The following is a 17193-nucleotide window of genomic DNA, read 5'->3' on the forward strand; positions in this document are numbered from 1 at the left end:
TATAATATAATTTTTCCTTCAATTAATCAACCTTATTTTCAAAAAAAATTTCGAAATTTTATTTTTATTGTGCTCTGTCAAATACAATATCTGTTGTTTGCTCGCTCCAATTTTCTAAATGTAGTGTTCCGGCCTGTCCTTCTAGCTGCGGCAGAATGTATGACAAACGTACTACCTTTTGTGTCAGTTCCTCGTCATCACCTACAATAACCGATATTCCGTTATAATTTAATGTCGGCTCATAGGATGTGTCATAGGAAATCTCATTCGGGAGCACCTTATATTTTTTTAAAACCTGTGTCAGTGTCAGCAGATTTTTTAAAATATCTTTGTTCTCCAACGGAAGCTGTTCATATAAGACAACCTCGCTGCAGTCAAGTCCCGTCACTTTTGGCACACCGTCTATCACATCCTTTGACGTCTCCACCACAAAACCGTCCTTATCAAAATATGCATTCTGCCCGATTGCATCAATATAAAGATATCCAAGAATTCCTTTTTCATACACCGTTACATGAAGTACATGCGGGTTGTCCATCGAGATTTCTAACGTATCGATAAATGGAATTTCCTCTGTCTTTTTAAATTTGTACTTTAGGACGTTATAAAGCGTATTCCAGGAATAGTCGTCGTTTAATACCCATTCCTTGACCTGATCATCGGAATAAAGTTCATTTCCTTCCACAACGACATCCTTGACCGTAAATACTTTTATGACAACAAGTGCACCCACTGCCAATAAGAGTAAGATACACAAAAATACAATTAAGCCTATCTTTCTTCTCTTCTTTTTCTTTCTTTTCTCTCGAATCATTCCAAGCCTCTTTTTTGCGTGTTAAATCGCATCAAATTTAATGCCACGCGATACACTTAGTGCTAACCCAATCTCCGCTAAAAGGAACATGATTGACGTTCCACCATAACTGATAAATGGAAGTGAAATTCCGGTATTCGGAATTGTGTTGGTTACAACCGCAATGTTTAATACCACCTGTATGGAAATATGCGCCATAATTCCAACCACAATCAGCGCTCCATATAAGTCTGCCGCATTGTTTGCGATAATCATAAATCTCCAGATTAAAAGCAAAAACAGTGCTATCACACAAATTGCGCCAAACAGCCCAAGTTCCTCACAGATAATAGAAAAAATCATATCGTTTTGGGCTTCCGGGATAAAGCCGAGTTTTTGCATACTCTCTCCTAGGCCTTTTCCAAACAAGCCTCCGGAACCAATCGCATACAATCCCTGCAATGTCTGGTAACCTTTATCCGATGAGGTCGGGTCCAGCCAAATCTGAATTCGTTCTGCACGGTAAGACTCCAGCAGAACAAATATAACACCTACCACGCCTACCACAAGCACCATCCAGACAAAGTGTGAATACTTCGGGCTCGCCACAAACAGCATACAGACTGCAATTCCCATAATGATAATGGCAGTACTTAAGTTGTTGTACGCAACCACTCCGACAATCGGGATAATAAGTGCCATCACAATGACAAGGCTTCGGAATCTTCCCATCTGCTTTGGAATCTTATAAATAATCATTGCCAAAAACAAAATTACGGCAAGCTTTGCAAACTCGGATGGCTGGAAGGAAACCCCTCCAATATAAAGCCATCTCGCCTGTCCTTTACTCTCATGACCGACAAAAATTACGGCCGTACAAAGTCCAAGTGCTCCGATGTAGGCAAGCCCTCCTAATTTTCTCCAAAAATGATAATCCACCTTGGAAAGAAATGCCATCACTACCAGACCAAGGGCAGTTGACGCCATCTGACGTTTGAGGTAATGAGCCGCATCGTTGTATTTGGTTGCACCGGAATAAGAGCTGGTACTATATAGCATTACAAGACCAAAGCCAAGTAAAAATATCACAATAAACAAAAGACTATAATCAAAATAGCGGACGGTTTTTTCTTTCTTCTTTCCTTCTTTTTGTGCCATTCAGTCACTCCCATTCCATTGAAACCTGTTTGTTTTTATTCTGCAAGATTTCTGACATACTCTTTAAAAATCTTTCCACGCACTTCATAGTTCGGGAACATGCCCCAGCTTGCACATGCAGGTGACAATAAAACTGCATCCCCGCTTACTGCATTCTGGTAACAATAATCGATTGCTTCCTCAAAGGTATCGCATAGAACTACATCTGTAAATCCATGTTTTTTTGCACATGCTGCGATTTTTTCTTTTGTCTGCCCAATCAGAACAAGTTTCTTTACTTTTCCATGGAAGCTTTCTATCCATTCATCGTATTCGGACTGTTTATCATAACCGCCTCCGATAAGCAGGGTCGGACGGTTCATCGCACTGATTCCCTTGATGGCAGCATCCGGGTTTGTTCCCTTTGAATCATTGTAGAACTTCACGCCTCTTTTTTCTGTCACATATTCAATACGGTGCTCTACCGCCTGGAACACTTTTAAGACTTCTACAATTTTATCAAGCGGAACCCCCATCTTCATTGCAATTGCCGTTGCAGCCATTACATTTTCATAATTATGCGCACCTAGGATATTTAATTCATCCACATCAATGACTTTTTGTGTTGTTTTTCCATCTGCATAATAAATGGTATCGTTCTCAAGGTAAAAGCCCTGGTCTAATTTTCTTTTGCTGCTAAAGAATACAACGTTTGTCTTACACTCTTTTCCAAATGCACGAAGGACGTCATCCTCATAATTTAAGACACAACATTCATTTTCTCCCTGATTCTTTGTAATGCTCTCTTTCGTCTTGATATAGCATTCCATCGTATGATGGCGGTTCAGGTGATCCGGTGTAATATTTAAAATTGCGGAAACCACAGGTTTAAATTCATGTGTTGTCTCTAGCTGGAAACTACTGATTTCTGCAACTGTGACCGTATCCTCCGTTGTATCTGCCGCAACGGATGTATATGGAATTCCGATATTTCCCACCACTTTTACATCCTTAAAGTAGTGTTCCATAATCTGTCCTGTCAATGCAGTTGTTGTAGTTTTTCCGTTTGTTCCGGTAATTGCAACAATTTTGCCTTTTGCAAAATGATATGCCAGCTCAATCTCACCCCAGATTGGAATCTCTTTTTTGCGAAGATCCTCCACCATTGGCAAATCGGTCGGAACACCCGGACTTAAGACTACAAGGTCAATCTGATTGCTGACCGTCTCTGTCAACTCTCCTAACACAATCTCTACATCTGCAAAAACAGGTGATTTTTCACGCAAAACCTCTACATCTAAATCCTTGTTTCCATCAAAAAGAATCACTTCAATTCCTTTTTTCTTTAACAGCTCTGTTGCTGCGACTCCACTGATTCCAGAGCCTACTACCAAAACTTTTTTTCCTGTCAGTTCCATTGAACACACCTTCCTATCTAACCTCTTTTATAATGCAAGTAATGCCACTAAACAAAGCATCGCTGTCACAATCGAAAATACTGCTACTACTCTTGTCTCGGACCAGCCACCCAGTTCAAAGTGGTGATGGATTGGTGCCATTCTAAAAATTCGTTTTCCGCCAGTCTTCTTAAAGTAAGTTACCTGAATGATAACGGACAGTACTTCTACTAAGTAAATAAATCCCACCAATAAAATAAACAACGGCATCTGCATCATGTATGCGGTTGCTGCCACAAAACCACCTAGCGCCAAAGAACCGGTATCTCCCATAAATACGCTTGCAGGATATACGTTAAACAATAAAAATCCAAGCAGTGCACCTACCACTGCACAAGTGATTGCAGAAACACCTGCATTTGTTCCGATTGCCACAACAGAAAAGAAGGTGGCTACCATAATCGTAACACTTGACGCAAGACCGTCTAATCCGTCTGTGAAGTTCACACCATTTACCGTTCCGATTACCACAAAATACATAAGTGGGACTGCAACCCAGCCAATGTTCCAATATTTTCCGCCGGAAAATGGGAGCAACATGGTAAGGGATACATCTGTGTAATTTAACATGTATACAACGAAAACTGTAGTTACAATAATCTGAAGAATCATCTTCTGCCATGCCAAAAGTCCATCTGATCTACGCAGCACAACTTTTAAATAGTCATCTAAAAATCCGATTGCGCCAAATCCTACTGTCATAAAAAGAATTGGAATAATCTTTGGCTGATCTTTGATGTAAAAAAGTGATGTCAGAATGATACTTGCCAAAATGATGATTCCGCCCATCGTTGGCGTTCCCATCTTCTTTTGATGAGATTCTAATTCTTTTCGTTCTGTCTGCCCAATTTTTAATTTTCTCAAAAATGGAATCACAATTGGACCTAAAATTGCGCTGATTGCAAATGCAATCATTACCGGAATTACTACTTCATATGTCATAATTTCACACCTCTTGTACTTTCTTAACGAACATATGAGCATCTCGTCCTGCGGATGCCCATCGTTTTTCTAGTATACGTTATTTTTTCTTATTTATCAAGGTAGGGTAACACATTCTCAAAGATTTCTTTTGCCACCGGAGCTGCAATGGTACCTCCATAGTAAACCCCTTTCGGATCCCTGATAATCACAAGCACCAGCACCTGTGGGTCTGACGCCGGAGCAAACCCTAAAAAGGAAGAAATATACTTGTGGTCTGATCTTGGAAGCGTCTGTGAGGTCGCTGTCTTTCCGCCAATTTCAAACCCTTCCACCGCACCATTTTTACCGGTTCCTTCTGACACAACTTTTTCCAGCAAATAACGCAGCGTTTCTGAAGTTTCTTCCTCACAGATATTATCATAACTCTTATAAGAAAATGTTTCCACCACTTTTCCATTTTCATCTTTTGCACAGACACCAAAATGCGGCGTCACCCTTGTTCCTCCATTGATAAGGGACGAAACTGTTGTCGCAAGCTGGATTGGTGTAATCTGAAAGGACTGCCCAAAGGAAATGGTTGCAAGTTCTACCTGACCGATATTATCCAGCTGGTGCATAATGGTTGCCGCCTCGCCGGGGAGGTCAATATTGGTTTTTGACAACAGCCCAAACTGTTTAAAATACTGATAGAAGCGTTCTGGTCCCAGTCGAAGTCCTACCTCAATAAAAACCGGGTTACAGGAATTCATGATTCCCTCTACAAATGTTTCACTCCCATGTCCTCCTACCTTGTGGCATCTGATTTTGCGGTCCTCCACAATCTTAAACCCCGGACACTGAAACTGGTCATCTAAAGAAAGAACGCCCTCCTCTAGTGCGGCCGCTGTCGTGATGATCTTGAAGGTAGAACCTGGCTCATATGTATCATTGATACAGGGATTTCTCCACATCTGATTCCGCAGTTCCTGTTTTTGTTCCTCCGTCTCAGTTCCGGTCAGTTCACAGTCTAGCGTAAACGGATCATTTAAATGAAACTCCGGGTAATTGACCATTGCCATAACCTCTCCATTTTGCGGATTCATCACAAGCACAGACACATTCTGTGCCTCTTTTTCTGTATAAACCTTTTGCGCCGCCTGTTCACAGTACATCTGAATATTCGAATCCAGGGAAATATATAAATCATTTCCGTTTACCGGCTCCATTCTCGTCTCCCCTGCATTTTCAATCTCAACCCCTCTTGCATCCGTCAGCGTCAAAATTTTGCCATCTGTTCCTTTTAGATAATCCTCATATTTTACCTCCAGACCAAGTATCCCCTGATTATCGGCTCCTGTAAAACCAATTACTTTTGATGCAAGCGTGTCATAGGGATAATACCTTTTGTAATCCTCATCCACTTTTACCCCTGCAAGCTGATACTCCCGGATGGCATCGCCGGTCTCCTTCGGAACATTCGTCTTGATTCGTTCAATCGAGCTTACCTTTTCCACTCTTTTCCTTACTATTTCCTCAGAAAGTCCCAATTCTTTTACCAGTACATCGATGACCCTTTCCGGATCTTCTATCTGGCTGTGAATCACCGATATGGTACACACGGAGCGGTTGGTTGCAAGTACGGTCCCGGTTGCATCCACAATCTGCCCTCTTGCCGCCTTGATATCACGCTCCCTTTCGTGCAAATCTTCCGCTTTCTTTCCATAGTATTCCGAACAAAATATCATCAGATAAACAAGTCTTCCAATCAAAAAAAGAGAGATGAAAAAAATGAACAAAAACATAATCCATATCTTTTTTCGATGAAACGTCTTACTCCGATACATACAAAAAACCTCATAAAAGCCTTACTAGAATCTATTCAAACTTTTATGAGGTTATGAAGTCATTTGTATTTTTACTGTCCTTCCGGAGTATTGGTATCTTCTCTTTGTGGTTCTTCCGGAACATTCTCGCCGGTTCCTTCTTCAATGGATTCTGCATTATCTTCGCCGACAACGGAATCCTGAACACCTGTATTGGCAGCCTGATCTGCTGCGGCAGACTGGTTGGTCGGTGATGTTGCGGAGTTTGGTGCCCCTGTAATGGTGTATCCGTCGTTGATGCCCGTAAGCTCTTCATCCGGATAGATATTCATATAAGGGTAAACCTCTTTCATAATCTCACGCACGATATTCTGTGCGTAAGTACTATGTGCCTGATCTGCTGCGTTTGGCTCGTCCACAATACAGTAAATTACAATCTGTGGATTTTCCTGCGGCGCATAACCAATGAAGGAAACTAAATATTTCTTTTCTTCAATCGGGTGCTTCTGTGCCGTACCGGTCTTTCCACCCATGGAATAGCCATCTACTTTTGCAGTGGAGGCAGTTCCCTGTGCCACAACATTATATAAATATCCTTTTACCGTGTCGCTTGTTGAACTAGAAACGGTCTCTCTTAAAAGTGTTGCACCCTTTTCCTCGATGGTGTTGCCATCGGAGTCTGTTATTTTTTTCACAACCCTTGGCTGATACAGATATCCCCCATTAATTAAGGAAGAAAATGCGGTTCCCATCTGAATCATGGTCACGTTAAAACACTGTCCAAATGAGTTGGTTGCAAGGTCAATCGGTGTCATCGTATCCTTGGTATAAATCAAAGAATCCGTTCTTGCCTCACCCGGCAGGTCAATATTGGTCTTTTGTCCAAACCCAAATATCTGCTGGTATTTGGTGAAATTGTCAATTCCAATCCAGTATGACATCTGCATCAAGGCATCATTACAGGAATTCATAAGCGCCTGTTCAATCGTCTCATGTCCATGACCGTTTCGGTTGACACAGCGAAGTGGCTTTGGATAGCCTGCTATCATCTCATATCCATCGCAGTCGAACTCATCTGTCGGCTGCAAGGTCGCAGTATCTAATCCGGTTGCTACAGTAAATGGTTTTGCCGTAGATCCCGGTTCATAAGTCGATGTCACGCAAAAATTCTGCCACAAATCATTTAAGATATCTAACTTTGTATCATCATCCATCGCATCAATTTCTTCCTGTGTATAATAGGAAGAAAGGTCTCTTGGATTGTTTAAATCGTAGTTTGGATAACTTGCCATCGCAAGCACTTCCCCGTTGTTCGGGTTCATCGCTAAAACCGCAATGTGCTTTGCACCGGCTTCCCCTTCACGGTAATTGTTCGTGTAGGCTTCGTTAAATTCTAAAATCTTGGATTCTACAATGGACTGAATATTTGCGTCAATCGTACTGACAACGGTATTTCCATCTTCCGCTTCTTTGACCGTTTTTTCAAAATTATTATCCGAATTCAAATAACCATACGTTCTTCCGTTTACACCGTTTAACGTATCGTTATAATAATTCTCGATTCCATTGATTCCCACATTCCCGGATGTTGTAAATCCAATCAGGGAACTTGCCAGGGTATTGTATGGATATTCCCTCTGGTATTCTTTTTCAAACCACACACCCTTGATATTCGGGTTTACCAGCTTTCCTTTTTCATCCTCTTGTTCCTGTAAATCGGTAAAAGCCTGTACCTGTTCGTATGGAAGTTTCTTGGCAAGCACAATGTATCTGCTGTCCTTTGAATCTTTTGCATAAGATTCGAGCGTCTCTTTTGTCACATAATCCGGGAAACACTGCACCAATGCATCAATCGTCGGCTCAATGTAGGCATCCTTGCTTGTCATAACCGAGCAGTCCAAAATCACATTGTATACAGCTACACTTGTAGCTAGAACGGTTCCTTTCGTATCGACAATATCTCCGCGCTGATACGGAATGGTCTGACTGTCGTATTCCTGCTGAGACAGGACAATTTTTTCATATTTTTCTCCACTGGTATATTCAATATACATCAGTCTTCCAATGAGAATGCCAAGAAAAAGGGTAATGCAGATAAACATTACAATTAATTTTTTCTGCATCCGCTTTGGAAATTTTGTCAATGGTTTTTCTTTTTTCTTTTTTCCCACTTTATGCTCCTAGTTGTTTGGAATATCACGATACTGGTTCATGTAATCTTCGTTGTCAACCGAATAGTACACAATCTGCTCCGGTGTCGCGTAAGTCATTCCTAACTGGTTCATTGCAACATCTTTTACCGCATCTAAATCGGTTGCGGTGTTCACTCTTTTTTCTGTTGCATCATTGTCTGCCTTTAAATCTGCAATCTGTGTTTCTAAGCTTGCAATATGGTTCATTCTGGTTGTGACATCTGACTGTAACTTCACGTAACCACAGGCAAAGCCAACGAGTAATGCAACCGCTGTCATCAAAAATACAGCATAGCCACGGTTCATTCTTAAGGCTTTTTCACGGTTTTTCATTGCAGCGCGTCTTTTTCTGCGTTGCATAGCCTCGCGTTCTTCTTCCTGGCGACGTCTTTCCTGTTCTCTTCTTTTTCGCTCAACGCTTCGGTAATCCGGCGCAGCCTCTAATCTTCTTATCGTATTTCCATCTATGTAAAATTCATTTTTTGTCTGATTGTTTGTTCTGGGCTTTCTGTTTTCCATATCACTTCACTCCTCTCTAAATCCGCAATTTTTTATTTAAGCACGTTCAAACACTCTAAGTTTCGCACTCTTCGAGCGTTTATTTTCTTCTAATTCTTTCTCTGATGGTAAAATTGGTTTTCTTGTCACAACTTTCCCTTTTGAAACAGCACCACATACACATACCGGGAAATCACTTGGGCATGTACATGGGTTTTCATTTCTCTTGAAATTCACTTTTACAATACGATCCTCAAGAGAATGGAACGTAATGATACAGATTCTTCCACCCGGATTTAACATCTCAATCATGGTATCTAAGTTGTTCTGTAACACATCCAGCTCATGATTCAGTTCAATTCGGATTGCCTGAAACGTACGTTTTGCCGGATGACCGCTGGTCACCTGCATCTTCATCGGAATGGACTCACGGATAATTTCTGTCAAATCTCCGGTTGTCTCAATCGGTTTCTTTTCTCTTGCTTTTACAATGTGTTTTGCAATATTTTTTGCAAATTTATCTTCTCCGTAATCCCGGATAATGCGGTACAGCTCCATCTCGCTGTACTCATTTACAATATCCTTTGCGGTTAATGTCTGTCTGTTATCCATTCTCATATCGAGTGGTGCATTTTCATCCCGGTAAGTAAATCCACGTTCCGGTGTATCTAACTGGAAAGAGGAAACTCCAAGGTCTAATACAATGCCATCCACTTTTTCCACTCCAATCTTTTGCAGCTCTTCTTTCATATTCGCGTAGTTGCTTCGAATGATGGTAACTTTATCTTGAAATTCGTTTAATCTTTCACTAGCGGCACGAATTGCATCCTCATCCTGATCAATTCCAATCAATCTTCCCTTTTCGGATAATCTTTTGGCAATCTGGTAAGAATGTCCGCCCCCGCCAAGTGTTCCATCTACATAAATACCATCGGGTTTGATATTCAGGTTTTCAATTGTCTCTTCTAGTAAAACTGAGTAGTGATTAAATTCCATTTTTCATCAATCCTTTCTGCCCAATGGCTTGTGTCTTAAATACTTAATCCTAAATCGGCCATATGCTCTGCCACTTCATCCATGTCATCATAGTTGTTGTTATCCAGCCATCTGTCTTTGCTCCAGATTTCAATTCGGCTAAGCACTCCCACCAGAACAACATCTTTTTCAAGGTCTGCATATTCCCTAAGTACGGATGGAAGTAAAATTCTTCCCTGCTTGTCCAACTCACAGGACGCTGCCCCAGCGAAGAAGAAACGGGAGAATTTTCTTGCATCTTTGGAGGTCATGGAAATATTACGAAATTTTTCTTCTATGTTGTGCCATTCTTCATTTGGATATACAAACAAGCATCCATCCAGTCCCTTTGTAACCACAAATTCATTCCCAAGCTGTTCTCTGAATTTGGATGGAACTATCAGTCTGCCTTTCGGGTCCACTGTGTGATTGTACTCTCCCATGAACATAACACAACACCTACTTCCAGATTAGGTGGTTTGACACAAAACTGAAACTTTCACTCCACTTTATACCATTCTCCACCACTTTCCTCCACTTTTATGTATATCTTACTCCACTCACGCCACAATTGCAAGTAAATCCATGAAAAAAGTACTGCTTTCAGGCAAAAAAATAACACCAGGCATTTGACCTGGTGTTATTTCTCCTCAATTTTCCCGCTTTAGAACTTATACCCGTTCTTTCATCTCCAAGTATTCTTCAATCAGCTTGTCCAATCTGATACTTTTCTGGTAGTATTCCCCAAATTCATCTTCTTGTAAAAGTGACTCATCCAATTCTAGGCGAGCTAGTTCGATTTCCTTTTGTAGTTCCGTCATGTCCCTCATATGAATCCTCCTTGCTGCTTAGATTCCTATGTCTGCTGCTTTCTCATTTCGTTCTTTCTTTCTTTCTTTCTTTCTTTCTAAGAGTTCCCCACACCCTTATCTTTTGCCAATCAAGCAGTTCTAGTCCATGCAAAATCTGCCAGACTCAAAAGAACGGTTTCTTAACCTTTTATGCAGCACCCCGCAATGGTAAGACCCCGATAGGAAATATATGTAACTTTCTCCTACCCTTACATATTACTATCATATTCAGCAAAAATCAAACAAAAGCCACCTCATTTTTTCCCCATTTTTCGACAAAACTGACGATAATTTCTTTTAGGAATGTTTCAAAAAATGTTCTTCTTTCTTTTGGGCAAGCAATGAAATCATGCCCTCAACCGCTTTCTGATTCACCTCGACGATGTGACGGATATCGCCCTCGACATCGTGTTTCTTCTTATTATAATCATCATGTGTCTTCTGAATAAAATTACAAAGCGCTTCCGGGGAATGAAATTCTGCTTTCTCGTGTCTGGTGTTCCCCTTCTTTAAGTATGTTCTTAAATCTCTCTTCAAACGCTCCTCATAACTGCAATGTTCCCGGAATCCTCCGTGAAACGTCTTATTGTGTGGATACGTGAAATAATCTGCAAGGTAGTGTGTTACCTGACCTAAATCTAAAAAATAGGCTCTTCCCTTTTTTCCATGGTGTTTTTTGCCCTCTGCAAGTTTTTCAATCTCTTTTTGCAGTTTTGGATAAGTTGCCGTGATTTCATGACGCTTGTATAGAAAAGACGGTTTGATATCTGGCAAAATGCTTCCAAGATAAAAGGACCACTTGTGTTTCTTTAGATTTTCATCTTTTACATTCTGAACAAGATAACGTGCCAATGAAATATGTGACTTTTTTCTCATATAAATCCATCCTTTCCAAACTCTCTATCCTCATAGTACTTCCAAAAGCTTATGCTTTCAAGCTCCATTTTCTACCTGTTTTTACTTATTTTCGCACTTCTACAAAAAGCTCCCATACATTCCCTGTTTAAGAAAATCTGCCTGCCAATGGCATTACACTGGCAGGCAGATTTTTGTTATTTACAGTCAAAGCTTGCACATTCTGTTTCTTTACAGTTACATGCATTTCCACCGGCAATTCCGATGTGCTCTGCCTGACATTTACAGGCATCATTGAACATACAGTTTGTTGCTTCACAGGACACATCTACTTCTTTTTTGGAATTTTTAACCGTGTTTGTGTTGCATCCACAGCCTTTTTCCTTGAAGCTGCTGCAGCAAGTCTCGGAATTCTCGGTTGCATCTTTTCCATCCACTAAAATATTTTCTTTCATACAGCACTTATCTTCGTTGTAAAAGCATCCTGTTACGGAACAATCTAAGTTTGTCATGTTTCTTCCTCCTTATAGAACTGTTTGCGGTTTCCAAAGTAGTATGCGTTCTTTTTCTTTTTTTCATTCCCATGATGCAAGAAAAATTTGCTTTTGCGCGTCACTTGCATCCTCGCGGATTGTTTTACTTTATAAAGACTATGATTCTCTCATTTTTCAAATCAAAAAAGACACGTTTGCATCCGGATGAACGGAAGCTTGCGTGCCTTCTTCGCTTTTTATTTTTTTATAAAATCAGTCTGTTATTTTGTCTCTTCCTGTGGCTGTTCCTGTCTGATTTCTTTGGTGCGGATTTCTTCACAAATCTGGTTTACAAAGACGTCAAGTGCTTTCACACCTTCATCTCCTGCGAAACGGCTTCGAACAGAAACGGTTCCATCTGCTTCTTCCTGATGTCCTACAACAAGCATGTATGGAAGTTTGTCAAGTCTTGCTTCGCGAATCTTGTAACCAATCTTTTCAGAACGGTTATCTACGGTTGCATCGACACCGTTTTTCTTTAACTCCTTGCAGACTTTGTTTGCATACTCTTCGTATTTCTCAGAAATCGGAAGTACACGAACCTGCTCTGGGCATAACCATGTTGGGAACTTGCCAGCGTAATGCTCGATTAACCATGCAAGTGTTCTTTCATAACATCCCATAGATGTTCTGTGGATGATCCAAGGAAGTGCTTTGTTACCATTCTCATCAATATAGTACATGCCGAATTTTTCAGCCGATGCACAGTCTAACTGGATAGTAACCATAGTATCTTCTTTGCCGTATACATTCTTAGCCTGGATATCAATCTTAGGACCATAGAATGCTGCCTCGCCGTCTGCTTCTGTATATGGAATATGATTTTCATCCATAACATGACGCAGATACTGCTGTGTGCTGTTCCAATATTCATCATCACCAAGATATTTTTCCTTGTTGTTTGGATCCCATTTGGAAAGACGGTAAGTAACATCTCCGTCAATACCAAGTGTCTTCATAACATAATGACATAACTCGGTACATCTTGTTAACTCTTCTTCTGCCTGATCCGGAGTTAAAATAATGTGAGCCTCTGTGATGGTAAACTGACGCACACGTGTAAGTCCATGCATCTCTCCGGAATCCTCGTTACGGAATAAGGTAGATGTCTCTGCCATACGATATGGAAGATCTCTGTAAGAATGCTGCTCGTTCATGTATACATAATACTGGAATGGACATGTCATTGGACGAAGTGCCATGGTCTCTTTATCATCGCTGTCTTTATTTAAAATGAACATACCATCCATGTAATGATCCCAGTGACCGGAAATCTTATAAAGGTCAGCTTTTGCCATCAATGGTGTACGGGTACGAAGATATCCCCACTCGTTATCCTCTAAGTCCTCAATCCATCTCTGGAGTTTCATAATCATCTTGGTTCCCTTAGGAGTAAACAGTGGAAGTCCCTGTCCGATAACATCAACTGTGGTGAACAATCCCATCTCACGTCCAAGTTTGTTGTGGTCACGACGTTTTGCATCTTCTAATTTCTCAAGGTACTCATTCAACTCTTCTTTTTTATTAAATGCAGTACCATAAATTCTCTGTAAACGCGCTTTGTTGGAATCTCCTCTCCAGTAAGCCATGGAGGAAGAGGTCAGTTTGAATGCCTTGATTCCTTTTGTGCTCATTAAATGTGGTCCTGCACAAAGGTCAACGAATTCGCCCTGATCGTAGAAGGAAATCTCCTCGCCCTCCGGCAAATCTTCAATTAATTCTACTTTAAAAGGCTCGCCTTTTTCTTCCATGAATTTGATTGCCTCTTCTCTTGGAAGGGTAAATCTCTTTAATTCATGACCTTCTTTGATGATTTTTTTCATCTCTTTTTCCAGATTATCTAAATCTTCTCTGGAAAATGGTTCTGCCTCAAAATCATAGTAAAAACCATCTTCAATCGCAGGTCCGATCGTAATTTTAGCATTTGGGAATAAACGTTTTACTGCCTGTGCCAATACATGGGATGCTGTATGACGGATAACTTTTAATCCCTCAGCGTCACTTGCTGTTACAATATTTAATTCGCAGTCGTTCTCCAAAACGGTTCTTAAATCTACGATTTCACCGTTTACTTCACCTGCACAGGCAACGCGTGCAAGTCCTTCACTGATATCTTTTGCGATGTCATAAACTGATTTTGCTTCACTGTACTCTTTTACAGAGCCATCTTTTAATGTGATTTTCATGTCATATCTCCTTCCATCAATTAAAAAATCCCTGACACTACATAACGTAATGTCAGGGACGATTTGCTCATTCACCGTGGTTCCACCCAGATTCACTCCTTGAATCTAACTACAACAATTCAAAGAATCTCTTTCTGATGGTAACGGAATCACCGGACCGGATTGGGGCCACTCCGAGGTAGTTTTCAATCGTTTCCCAATAAGATGCTTCCAGCGCACTCTCTATCAGTGGCATCTCTCTCTGGATTCTTCCACGACCTACTCGTCTCATCCACGTGTTGGTTTCTTAAGTTGTCTTGATTGTAGACCTATTTTTTCAATCTGTAAAGACCTTTTTGAAAAATTTTGTATCAAAAAATTATCTTCCACAGCAGTATTTGTATTTCTTTCCAGAACCGCATGGGCATGGATCGTTACGTCCAACTTTCTTTCCAACTACAACTGTACCTGATTTCTTCTGTAATAAGAATAATTTTTTCTTCTTATCTGCATCAAAGATGTTGTCCCACATTGGAAGTTCGTATAACCAGTCTGCTTTCGCATCTACCATGTTCATGTATAATTTCTCTTTATCAAATACAAGGCTGACCTTTGTATCTTCTTCCATTGTCTCGATTGGGTTTGGTTTTACAAGGCTGTCGTTAATTCCATCTAAGAATCCTGTCATTTCCATAACAGTGATGCCGTATTTATCTGCAAGCTCTTTTACAGTTCCTTCGACTTTTTCATCTGGATTTGTCAATAATTTCTCATAAACCCCTTTTTCTAAAAGAAAATATCTCTGCCAGAATCTCTGTAATTCGCCCTTATCTGTCTTTTCATTATAGGCAACTTTCTGCCACTGCTCTAATAATGCCATCTTACTATCCTCGATTTCTTATCTTTTTTCTTGCATTTTCATGTAAGATACCTTCTTCCATAAATGCATTTACTATTATACCAAAAGTGACACACTTTTTCAAAATATTTTTTTACTTTTTTGCTGCTATTCTGTATAATATAACGTAACGTTTTTCGTACAGATAAAATTTGCTTACCTAAGGAGACTATCATAAAAAAACTATCACAAACCGGCATTCTATTTCTTTTTTTACTCATTCTTATATTTTCTGTTTTTGCAAAGCCGACAGTTCCACCGAATCTGACCTGGGAAAATCAGGATCTTTTAGTTGGAATTGCAAAAGAACCATGTGTGTATACAGTATACAATCAGATTCGATACGCCTTTCCGGCTGCTTCTTTCGATGAAAAAGTGGCTGATGATTATATTTACACACTTTCAGATGTCATCTCATATTCGAATGATTTCTTTCCATCCGTTGAAAAAGATTTCACAATCTATCTGGGATTCGAGCCTGACCAGAATCAGTCCCTATATGAAAAAGCAAAAATCCCTACCGACCGTCCACTTTCATACGACGATGTTTGGAATATTCTGCAGAAATTACATGCAAGCTCCATAGACTCTGCAGAACAATATGGCCTTTTTGCAGAGTATTGCCTGACTCATCATCTGCTTTCTGCGGATGCGTTGCAAGCCGATGACTCTTCCACTATGAATCTTGCCACTTTTTTTGACGATACCGACCATCTATATTATTTAGATTTTACACTTCCGATGTTGGATTCTGTCTATTTTTCCAAAACCGAAAACAATACCGTCAAAAAAGCTGTTCTTGACTTTTCGAACTGGTATGTTGCCAATCATTCTTTCGAAGAATATGAAAAACTCTGTTCCTCCTTAGAAGAACAAAATTCTGCTCTTGTTGATGCAAAAAACGCATGGCTGAAAGAGATTGGATGCAGTTCCTCCTATTCTGAATTTGACAAATTGTTTTTCCATTACAATGCCACCCGCTCTACCACCTACCAATTAGAAACTTCGGATGCCATCTGGCTTTGGGATGATGCTGACGTACAGTCCCTTGGCTACGTTGACATGGTTTCTAACTTTCAAGTTCTTCTGCCATTGAGCGAACTGGATTTTGCTGATGCGAGAGAATACTATAAGGAGTATCTGCCGTCTGATTTGGGCAAAGTTACAATTTTAACGCAGTTTACCAATACCGCATGTCCTTACTCTTTTTTTGATTCTTCGAATACCCAGATTTCCATCCCATTGGGCTGGTGGGAGGCAGGACGTTCTCTTTTACATGAATACTGCCACTTTCTGACTTGTGGAGATGAAAAGATTCTTTCCTCTGGCGATGCACTTTTTGCGGAATGGTTTTCTGTTGCACCATCTAGCATCACATTGGAAAATCGCATGAAGGAAACCTTCTTGACCGAATATTTAGGCAAAGAATATTTGCAAAGTGAAGGTTACTGGGATGAGACAACGGATTCCTTTTCCTCCTCTCTTGGCACCTGCAAGGATGCCCTGGAATCCTTTTCCTCAAGAAACCTTTCCGAAGCATCTGGTGAGGTAGAGCAGATAACGCTATCCGATTTAGATTATGCGGAGCAAGGAGTTCTAGCAGAATATCTTATCGAAACCCGCGGCATGGATTTCCTGGTGGAGCTGGCAAAAGCACAAGGTGACTACGAGGTTGTCCTTGGCGAATCACTTACAGATTTGTATTTAGAGGCAATGAACTGGGTTGACCAATCCCTCGATAACCGTTAAAATGGATTTGTTTCTTAGCTACTGGGAATTATATAAACGATTTTTAAAGATTGGAGTCAGTAATGAAAAAAATAAAACAGATTCTTGCCATCCTTGGCATTGTCCTTTTAGTCGGACTTTACATCTCAACGCTTGTGTGCGCTCTCTCAGATAGTCCTGACTATGAAAGAATGTTGTCCGCCTCTGTTTATGCGACCGTGATTATTCCGGTTCTCATCTGGGCTTATTCTTTCATCTATAAATTATTGAAAAAACATTATGGAAAAGACGAGGATGATTCCACGGAAAAATGACAAAAAGGACTTACCTACATTTGTAGGTAAGT

17 protein-coding genes are annotated in these 17193 nt (G+C 40.4%); 2 read left to right on the forward strand and 15 right to left on the reverse strand.

Annotated elements, in window-relative coordinates; all coding sequences use genetic code 11:
• Positions 1–64 precede the first annotated feature (64 nt).
• The 15 genes from BIV16_RS07550 to BIV16_RS07620 all read right to left on the reverse strand — a co-directional run bounded on the left by BIV16_RS07550 (position 65) and on the right by BIV16_RS07620 (position 15101).
• Entirely contained in the window at positions 65–814 is a 750-nt protein-coding gene (locus BIV16_RS07550) for a cell division protein FtsQ/DivIB (protein WP_075678427.1), read from the reverse strand.
• A gap of 21 nt (positions 815–835) precedes the next feature.
• Entirely contained in the window at positions 836–1951 is a 1116-nt protein-coding gene (locus BIV16_RS07555; protein ID WP_075678426.1) for an FtsW/RodA/SpoVE family cell cycle protein, read from the reverse strand.
• A 35-nt stretch (positions 1952–1986) separates the two neighbouring features.
• Positions 1987–3348 carry a UDP-N-acetylmuramoyl-L-alanine--D-glutamate ligase gene (gene murD / locus BIV16_RS07560; RefSeq protein WP_075678425.1) on the reverse strand — a complete coding sequence of 454 codons (1362 nt, stop codon included), beginning with the start codon at positions 3346–3348 and terminating at the stop codon, positions 1987–1989.
• A gap of 27 nt (positions 3349–3375) precedes the next feature.
• The gene (gene mraY, locus BIV16_RS07565) at positions 3376–4329 is read right to left on the reverse strand and encodes a phospho-N-acetylmuramoyl-pentapeptide-transferase (protein ID WP_075678424.1); all 954 of its coding nucleotides are present in this window, start codon (positions 4327–4329) and stop codon (positions 3376–3378) included.
• An 89-nt stretch (positions 4330–4418) separates the two neighbouring features.
• Positions 4419–6134 carry a peptidoglycan D,D-transpeptidase FtsI family protein gene (locus BIV16_RS07570; protein WP_075678423.1) on the reverse strand — a complete coding sequence of 572 codons (1716 nt, stop codon included), beginning with the start codon at positions 6132–6134 and terminating at the stop codon, positions 4419–4421.
• Between the two features lie 71 nt (positions 6135–6205).
• Positions 6206–8284, reverse strand: a complete 2079-nt coding sequence (locus tag BIV16_RS07575; RefSeq protein WP_143524668.1) for a peptidoglycan D,D-transpeptidase FtsI family protein — start codon at positions 8282–8284, stop codon at positions 6206–6208.
• Between the two features lie 9 nt (positions 8285–8293).
• Positions 8294–8824: a hypothetical protein gene (locus BIV16_RS07580; protein WP_075678422.1), complete on the reverse strand. Its 531-nt coding sequence runs from the start codon at positions 8822–8824 to the stop codon at positions 8294–8296.
• A 36-nt stretch (positions 8825–8860) separates the two neighbouring features.
• Entirely contained in the window at positions 8861–9799 is a 939-nt protein-coding gene (rsmH, locus tag BIV16_RS07585) for a 16S rRNA (cytosine(1402)-N(4))-methyltransferase RsmH (RefSeq protein ID WP_075678421.1), read from the reverse strand.
• 35 nt (positions 9800–9834) lie between these two features.
• The gene (gene mraZ / locus BIV16_RS07590) at positions 9835–10266 is read right to left on the reverse strand and encodes a division/cell wall cluster transcriptional repressor MraZ (protein WP_075678420.1); all 432 of its coding nucleotides are present in this window, start codon (positions 10264–10266) and stop codon (positions 9835–9837) included.
• A gap of 222 nt (positions 10267–10488) precedes the next feature.
• Positions 10489–10647, reverse strand: a complete 159-nt coding sequence (locus BIV16_RS07595) for a hypothetical protein (protein WP_173664520.1) — start codon at positions 10645–10647, stop codon at positions 10489–10491.
• Between the two features lie 318 nt (positions 10648–10965).
• Positions 10966–11544, reverse strand: coding sequence for a zinc dependent phospholipase C family protein (locus BIV16_RS07600; RefSeq protein WP_075678419.1), 579 nt, complete (start codon positions 11542–11544; stop codon positions 10966–10968).
• A gap of 176 nt (positions 11545–11720) precedes the next feature.
• Entirely contained in the window at positions 11721–12035 is a 315-nt protein-coding gene (locus BIV16_RS07605) for a DUF1540 domain-containing protein (RefSeq protein ID WP_075678418.1), read from the reverse strand.
• Between the two features lie 242 nt (positions 12036–12277).
• On the reverse strand, positions 12278–14242 hold the full coding sequence (gene thrS / locus BIV16_RS07610; protein ID WP_075678417.1) for a threonine--tRNA ligase: 1965 nt from the start codon (positions 14240–14242) through the stop codon (positions 12278–12280).
• Positions 14243–14351: 109 nt separating this feature from the next.
• Positions 14352–14513 carry a hypothetical protein gene (locus BIV16_RS07615; protein ID WP_159435892.1) on the reverse strand — a complete coding sequence of 54 codons (162 nt, stop codon included), beginning with the start codon at positions 14511–14513 and terminating at the stop codon, positions 14352–14354.
• Positions 14514–14600: 87 nt separating this feature from the next.
• The gene (locus tag BIV16_RS07620) at positions 14601–15101 is read right to left on the reverse strand and encodes an SEC-C metal-binding domain-containing protein (RefSeq protein ID WP_075678416.1); all 501 of its coding nucleotides are present in this window, start codon (positions 15099–15101) and stop codon (positions 14601–14603) included.
• A 333-nt stretch (positions 15102–15434) separates the two neighbouring features.
• Between BIV16_RS07620 and BIV16_RS07625 the strand changes: the two genes are divergently transcribed.
• Complete coding sequence (locus BIV16_RS07625; RefSeq protein ID WP_075678415.1) at positions 15435–16868, forward strand: hypothetical protein; 1434 nt, start codon at positions 15435–15437, stop codon at positions 16866–16868.
• Between the two features lie 62 nt (positions 16869–16930).
• Positions 16931–17161 (forward strand): hypothetical protein, encoded by a 231-nt coding sequence (locus BIV16_RS07630; RefSeq protein WP_075678414.1) that lies wholly within the window; start codon positions 16931–16933, stop codon positions 17159–17161.
• Positions 17162–17193 lie beyond the last annotated feature (32 nt).

The organism is Roseburia sp. 831b, assembly GCF_001940165.2.
Taxonomy (GTDB): Bacteria; Bacillota; Clostridia; order Lachnospirales; family Lachnospiraceae; genus Roseburia.

Excerpts from the sequence above, each read along its gene's own strand:
- BIV16_RS07630 (WP_075678414.1), top strand. The coding sequence starts at position 16,931 with ATGAAAAAAATAAAACAGATTCTTGCCATCCTTGGCATTGTCCTTTTA.
- BIV16_RS07550 (WP_075678427.1), bottom strand. The coding sequence starts at position 814 with ATGATTCGAGAGAAAAGAAAGAAAAAGAAGAGAAGAAAGATAGGCTTA.
- thrS (WP_075678417.1), bottom strand. The coding sequence starts at position 14,242 with ATGAAAATCACATTAAAAGATGGCTCTGTAAAAGAGTACAGTGAAGCA.
- BIV16_RS07580 (WP_075678422.1), bottom strand. The coding sequence starts at position 8,824 with ATGGAAAACAGAAAGCCCAGAACAAACAATCAGACAAAAAATGAATTT.
- BIV16_RS07555 (WP_075678426.1), bottom strand. The coding sequence starts at position 1,951 with ATGGCACAAAAAGAAGGAAAGAAGAAAGAAAAAACCGTCCGCTATTTT.
- mraY (WP_075678424.1), bottom strand. The coding sequence starts at position 4,329 with ATGACATATGAAGTAGTAATTCCGGTAATGATTGCATTTGCAATCAGC.
- BIV16_RS07570 (WP_075678423.1), bottom strand. The coding sequence starts at position 6,134 with ATGTATCGGAGTAAGACGTTTCATCGAAAAAAGATATGGATTATGTTT.
- BIV16_RS07600 (WP_075678419.1), bottom strand. The coding sequence starts at position 11,544 with ATGAGAAAAAAGTCACATATTTCATTGGCACGTTATCTTGTTCAGAAT.
- rsmH (WP_075678421.1), bottom strand. The coding sequence starts at position 9,799 with ATGGAATTTAATCACTACTCAGTTTTACTAGAAGAGACAATTGAAAAC.
- mraZ (WP_075678420.1), bottom strand. The coding sequence starts at position 10,266 with ATGTTCATGGGAGAGTACAATCACACAGTGGACCCGAAAGGCAGACTG.
- BIV16_RS07615 (WP_159435892.1), bottom strand. The coding sequence starts at position 14,513 with ATGAGACGAGTAGGTCGTGGAAGAATCCAGAGAGAGATGCCACTGATA.
- BIV16_RS07605 (WP_075678418.1), bottom strand. The coding sequence starts at position 12,035 with ATGACAAACTTAGATTGTTCCGTAACAGGATGCTTTTACAACGAAGAT.
- BIV16_RS07620 (WP_075678416.1), bottom strand. The coding sequence starts at position 15,101 with ATGGCATTATTAGAGCAGTGGCAGAAAGTTGCCTATAATGAAAAGACA.
- murD (WP_075678425.1), bottom strand. The coding sequence starts at position 3,348 with ATGGAACTGACAGGAAAAAAAGTTTTGGTAGTAGGCTCTGGAATCAGT.
- BIV16_RS07595 (WP_173664520.1), bottom strand. The coding sequence starts at position 10,647 with ATGAGGGACATGACGGAACTACAAAAGGAAATCGAACTAGCTCGCCTA.